Source organism: Ruminococcus sp. YE282, assembly GCA_900101355.1.
Taxonomy (GTDB): Bacteria; Bacillota; Clostridia; order Oscillospirales; family Acutalibacteraceae; genus Ruminococcoides; species Ruminococcoides bromii_A.
Genome location: FMUV01000061.1, coordinates 1 through 5347, shown reverse-complemented (window position 1 = coordinate 5347; position 5347 = coordinate 1). Strand labels below are relative to the sequence as shown.

The window sequence follows — 5347 nt, the reverse complement described above, 5'->3', positions numbered from 1 at the left end:
TCTTAAGGATGCATATCCTTTGTCCCTGAAAGCAAACAAGACTGTTTTAAGCAGATTGACCGGATTATATCCCAACCGACCGGTACTTTTTACCTTGCCCTTGAGATACTTCTGAACTCCAATCGCCTCCATTACATGGTCAAACGCTATTACCGGATCAGAAATTTCTAATAAATCTGAAACAAATACTGGAAATCTTCCTTGCTTTGGTGTATAATTGATTTCGGTATTATTGTTCACAAACTTATTATACCACAACAGGCACATAACCGTCCATGCTTTCGGTTATGTGCCTGTCTGTTTTTTGGGGGTGTTGTTTCACAGCCCCTTTGTCGTATTATTAAATTTGAATAATATCAAACTGTAATTTCATCTTGAATCAAATATTTTATTAGAGTATAATCTAAGTGCATTGTTGTGATTTAATTTATATTTAATAAAACATTTAAAGAAAGGGCGGCATAAATGAAGTTTCCGCTATTTGTTACGCTAAGAAATTACAAATTAAAATATTAAAATATTACCGAAAGATATAATCTCAGACATAATTGTGGCTGCAATGACTATTCCGATTTCTATTGGATATGCTCAAGTTTGCGGAATGCCGGCTGTTTACGGTTTGTATGGTTCGGTATTTCCGATTTTGATATTTGCAATGTTTTCAACCTCGCCTCAGTTTATATTCGGAGTTGATGCAGCTCCATGTGCAGTGGTAGGAGCATTTTTAAGCACGCACGGAATAGCTGCCGCCTCACAACAGGCTATGGAAGTTGTGCCTCTTATAACATTGTTTGCGGGATTGTGGCTTTTGCTGTTTTCAATTTTGAAAGCGGGTAAGCTTGTTAATTTTATTTCTACACCTGTTATGGGAGGATTTATCAGCGGCATTGCGGCGACGATTATTCTTATGCAGGTTCCTAAATTGCTCGGTTCTTCTTCGGGAAACGGCGAACTTTTTGAGCTTGCATACTGCATATACAAGGCTGCAACCAATAATCCGAGTTGGATTTCATTTGTTGTGGGAATATTATCCGTTGCTCTTATTTTGATTTCCAAAAAATTTATTCCAAAGTTTCCGATGATTGTTGCCGTTATGATTGCTTCCGCAATATCAACTGCGGTGTTTCATATCGACCAATACGGCATAAAACTGCTTGATTCCGTTGATTCGGGTTTGCCGACGCTTTCGGTTCCTAATATTGCGCTTACAAATATAGGAGAAATTTTGGGTACAAGTCTTACAGTTGCGTTGATTGTGCTTGCCCAGACCTTGTTGGCAGAAAATAACTTTGCGCTTAAAAACGGTTATAAAATTAATGATAACAGGGAGGTATTGACATTTTCGCTTGCACTTCTTACGTCTGCTTTTACCGGCGGCGTGCCTGTTAACGGAAGCGTATCCAGAACAGGTGCCGTTCAGCAGTACGGAGGAAAATCTCAGGTAGTATCGTTTGTTTCCGGTGCCTCAATCATTTTGCTTTTGTTATTCGGAACTGATTTTATTGCATATCTTCCCGTGCCTGTATTAACGGGAATAGTTATGTCTGCACTTATAGGTATCATTCAATTTGATGTTGCCAAACGTTTAATAAAGTCATCGCATATTGATGCGGCAATCTTTTTTGCAGCATTTTTCGGTGTGCTTTTACTCGGAACGATTTACGGCGTTTTAATAGGTGTGATACTTTCATTTGTTGTTGTAATAATCAGGGTGGTAAATCCGTCGCGTACGTTTCTCGGAATAATACCCGACAAAGACGGATTTTTTTGATTTGAACCGTAACAAGGATGCCCAGCCGATAGAGAATACGGTGATTTACAGATTTAACGGAAATTTGTTTTTTGCAAATATAAGCGTTTTTCAATCGGATATTGAACAGTCAATCAACGAACATACCAAGGCGGTTATAGTTGATGCGGGCGGAATAACTCACATTGACATAACAGCCGCCGACCGTCTTGTGATAATCTCGAATAATTTAAAGTCAAAGGGTATAGATTTTTATATAACCGAACATATCGGTCAGGTAAATGATTTGCTCAGGAAATACGGAGCGGGTAGCCTGATTGACGAAGGACACATTCGACGTACGATAACTATTGCGCTCAAAAATTCAGGCATATTGCCGCCGTATAAGCTTGAAAAAGTTGGCAAAAGTCAGCAGAGGGTTCGCTCAGCAGCACAGGTTAAAGATGATTCACTGCACGAATACGAGTGGGCATATGGTGATGACGCCGAGAAAATGATGAACAAAACCATTGACAATGTAATCAGCGGTTTCAGAAATGACGGACATATTGACCTTTCGGCTGGAAATATCAGTGAAAACGCAAGTATTTATTTTGATGAGAATACAATCATTGAGGATGAAATACTTGCTCATATTGAACATAATCCTGACAGGTTATCAAAATATATCGAGGAAGACGAGGAAGAAATCATCAGGCAAATTGAAAAACGCCGCCTTAAGATTAAACAGCATATTTTGAAAAATTATCCGAAGTCTACAATTGAGATGCTTGCAAAACACAGGGCAGATATTGCCGAACATCTTAAAGAGAAGGACCCTGAGCTGTATAAACAAATAACCGAGGTTCGTTCTAAAATTGAAAGAGAACAAAATGAAAAGCAGGATAAATAACTGCTTTAGACAAATTGTTTAGCTCAAAACAACAAATCGGTCAGACTGCTTTCAGTCTGACCGCTTTTACATTACTTATTAAGTTAATAATAAAAATTACTTCCGATTCCTATTGCAATTTGAGAGAAAACTGCTGCTGCAATGATAGCCACGACAATCCAATATATGGTCATAAGTGCGCATAAAATAATGCTTATGATTCCCAATATTTTTGAAGCGGTGCCGTAAGAGCGTTTGTTATATCCCTGATTCGCATTTTGAATGGTTTGATTGCCGAATTTTACTGCAAATGCACCGAGTATAATGCTGGCAATCGGGAACCAACAGAGGCAGATAGCTATGATACCGAACACAAGTGCCTTGGTTGCAGACGGGTTTTCGGCATTAAGTGGCGTACCCTGAACCGGTTGCCCATAATAATTTTGTGTATGCTGTTGATAATTGGGGTAGGGCTGTTGGTAGTTGTTTTGAGTTGGCTGTTGATAGTATGAAGTCGACTGTGCTTGTTCGTGCTGCGGTACGGAATCTTTAAGTTTAGTTCCGCAGTTAGTGCAAAAAGTTGAATTGTTTGATGTTTCTTTTCCGCATTTTGGACATATCATAATTATTCCTCCAAATATTAGTTTCTAATTATTAGTATATTGAAAATATGACATAAGTCAACAAAATCTGCGTGATTTTTGTGTGACTTTCTTGTGATTTTTAAAATGTGTCGAAAGATTAATTTGATTTGGTTATAGCAGATTTGTATTTAACAATTATTTTTAAAGTCAGAATATAATTATGAAAATAGAATGTGCATTAATCTGAATAAAAAATGACAATTATTGTGCTGCGTTTTCCTTATTTAATAAATTAGCATGGCGATTATATGCTTATTTTACATAAATACTTGATTTTTTGTACTTACTATAATATAATATACGATGACAAGTTATGAAAATTAATTGGAGGTAAAATTAATGTCAAAAAAAGCAATCAGTCTTGTTTTGGCTATTATGCTTACTGTTTCAATGTTTACTGTGACTGCCCTCAATGTTGATGCCGAGGTTGACGAGAATCCTGCTGGTGATAATTATCAGTCTTATATCTCTGAACCCACAACAGCAGCCCAGACCGTAGATACTACGCAATCTTCCGAACCGACAGCTCCGTCACAAACATCAGGCGGACTTCAATATCCCAATCTTACGGTAAATGCGATTTCAAACTATTTTCCAAAGGCTGCTGCCGAATATAATGCTACGACCAAAGAAGTAACAGTAACATATTGGCTTAAATTAACCAAGGATATATTAAATACACAGTGGTACATCACTTATGATTCCAGCATTCTTTCCGTATCTGAAAAGAAAAATACTCCCGCATCTATTTGTCCAAGCATAGGTGCAAACGGTGCACTGAATTTAAGCGAAAAGGATAGAATTGAATATAATGCGACAAGTCTAAGACTTTTTGATTTTACATCACAAAAAGTTCCGTTTGTAAAAATCGTTTTTGATGTGAAGGATTTGGATGAACAAAGCTCGGTAACAACTACCGTTGACCTTACCGTTGACGTTCTCAAAGCGTCGAAAGTTAATTCCGATACATTGCTTTCAATTGATGAAGAGGAAGTTCCGCTTGTTAATAATTGTGAGATAGTTCATTCTCAACAGGCGTCGATGGTTAAAGTTGATGACAAAACAACGCTGACAAACTCAAACTTTGTTACCCCTACCACAGTTGAAAACACGGATAAAAAGTCCGGAACACCTGATGAGGGAATCTCGCATCCAAGCACGGCAGATCAATCCACACCGACCGAACCTACCGAAAGTACAACCGCAAATGTTGTTGCCGATGCAACATCTGCTTCCGCAACACAGCCTGAGAGTACAATTACTCAAAATCCTGTTCAGCGGTCTTTGACAACTGCACAGACAGATGCCGTTGTAAACACCGGCGACACATTCCTTGCCGCTACTTTTCTTTTGGTACTTATTGTTGCAACGACAGTTTTGTTTATAATGAGAAAAAGAGAAATGTTCTGATAGACCTCAAATAAAGCATGGATTGTTTTTAAAGGTTCTTCATCAATAATTGCGGTAAACTCAAAATTTGATAGCTAATTTAAACAAGCGGTAGTTTTCTAACTACCGCTTGTTTTTGTAATTGCTGAGAAAAGAATTTGTTCTTTCATTTTAGCACTTTCTAAGTTCAAGAAAATTGAGTGAATGCAGTTATATTCAATGACCAAATTATAGAAATCAATTCTTACATAGCAAATTTTAAAATTCTTGAAAAATAACAAAAGCACCTCAAAAATGATAAACTTCCCCAAGTTGAGCAGACATCAAAAAAAGGCGTGCTTAAGGTAGAAAATTAAATTCGCAAATTGCAATAGCAAGTTGCAACAATTTTTGAGTCTGTAGTAGATCGCCGCGAGTTTTTCGAGGGAGGAGCGTAGCGACGAGCGAGGAAAACTCGCGGCGACGCGGCTCACGCGGCAGCATATATGCGGTCGAGTTCCTGCTCGAACAGCTCTTCCGGGGTTCTGTAGCCCAGAATCTTTCTGGGCAGGTTGTTGATCTTATCCGCAAAGTAGAGGATGTCATCAGCGCTGTAGTCGTCAATGCTTTTGCCCTTCGGTATAAATCTGCGCAGCATTTTGTTGTGGCACTCGTTAGTTCCTTTTTCGTAGGACGAATACGGATGAGTGAAAT

General features: G+C 38.2%; 6 protein-coding genes. 3 read left to right on the top strand and 3 right to left on the bottom strand.

Annotated features, from left to right (window positions below; all coding sequences use genetic code 11):
- Window positions 1-240 (bottom strand): transposase (locus tag BLP46_RS13240; RefSeq protein WP_502686002.1); only part of this gene is annotated, 240 nt, incomplete at its 3' end.
- Between the two features lie 319 nt (window positions 241-559).
- Here BLP46_RS13240 and BLP46_RS13415 point away from each other — a divergent pair.
- Together BLP46_RS13415 and BLP46_RS13410 are read left to right on the top strand one after the other, a co-directional pair.
- Window positions 560-1771: a SulP family inorganic anion transporter gene (locus BLP46_RS13415; RefSeq protein WP_318259626.1), complete on the top strand. Its 1212-nt coding sequence runs from the start codon at window positions 560-562 to the stop codon at window positions 1769-1771.
- 1 nt (window position 1772) lies between these two features.
- On the top strand, window positions 1773-2642 hold the full coding sequence (locus BLP46_RS13410; RefSeq protein ID WP_318259625.1) for a sodium-independent anion transporter: 870 nt from the start codon (window positions 1773-1775) through the stop codon (window positions 2640-2642).
- 83 nt (window positions 2643-2725) lie between these two features.
- Here the strand turns inward: BLP46_RS13410 and BLP46_RS12335 are convergent, their stop codons facing one another.
- Entirely contained in the window at window positions 2726-3244 is a 519-nt protein-coding gene (locus BLP46_RS12335) for a zinc ribbon domain-containing protein (protein WP_092979325.1), read from the bottom strand.
- Window positions 3245-3604: 360 nt separating this feature from the next.
- Between BLP46_RS12335 and BLP46_RS12330 the strand changes: the two genes are divergently transcribed.
- The gene (locus tag BLP46_RS12330) at window positions 3605-4675 is read left to right on the top strand and encodes a hypothetical protein (RefSeq protein WP_092979324.1); all 1071 of its coding nucleotides are present in this window, start codon (window positions 3605-3607) and stop codon (window positions 4673-4675) included.
- 448 nt (window positions 4676-5123) lie between these two features.
- Here BLP46_RS12330 and BLP46_RS13170 read toward each other — a convergent pair.
- On the bottom strand, window positions 5124-5347 hold a 224-nt coding region (locus BLP46_RS13170), incomplete at its 5' end, for an IS30 family transposase (RefSeq protein WP_207645250.1).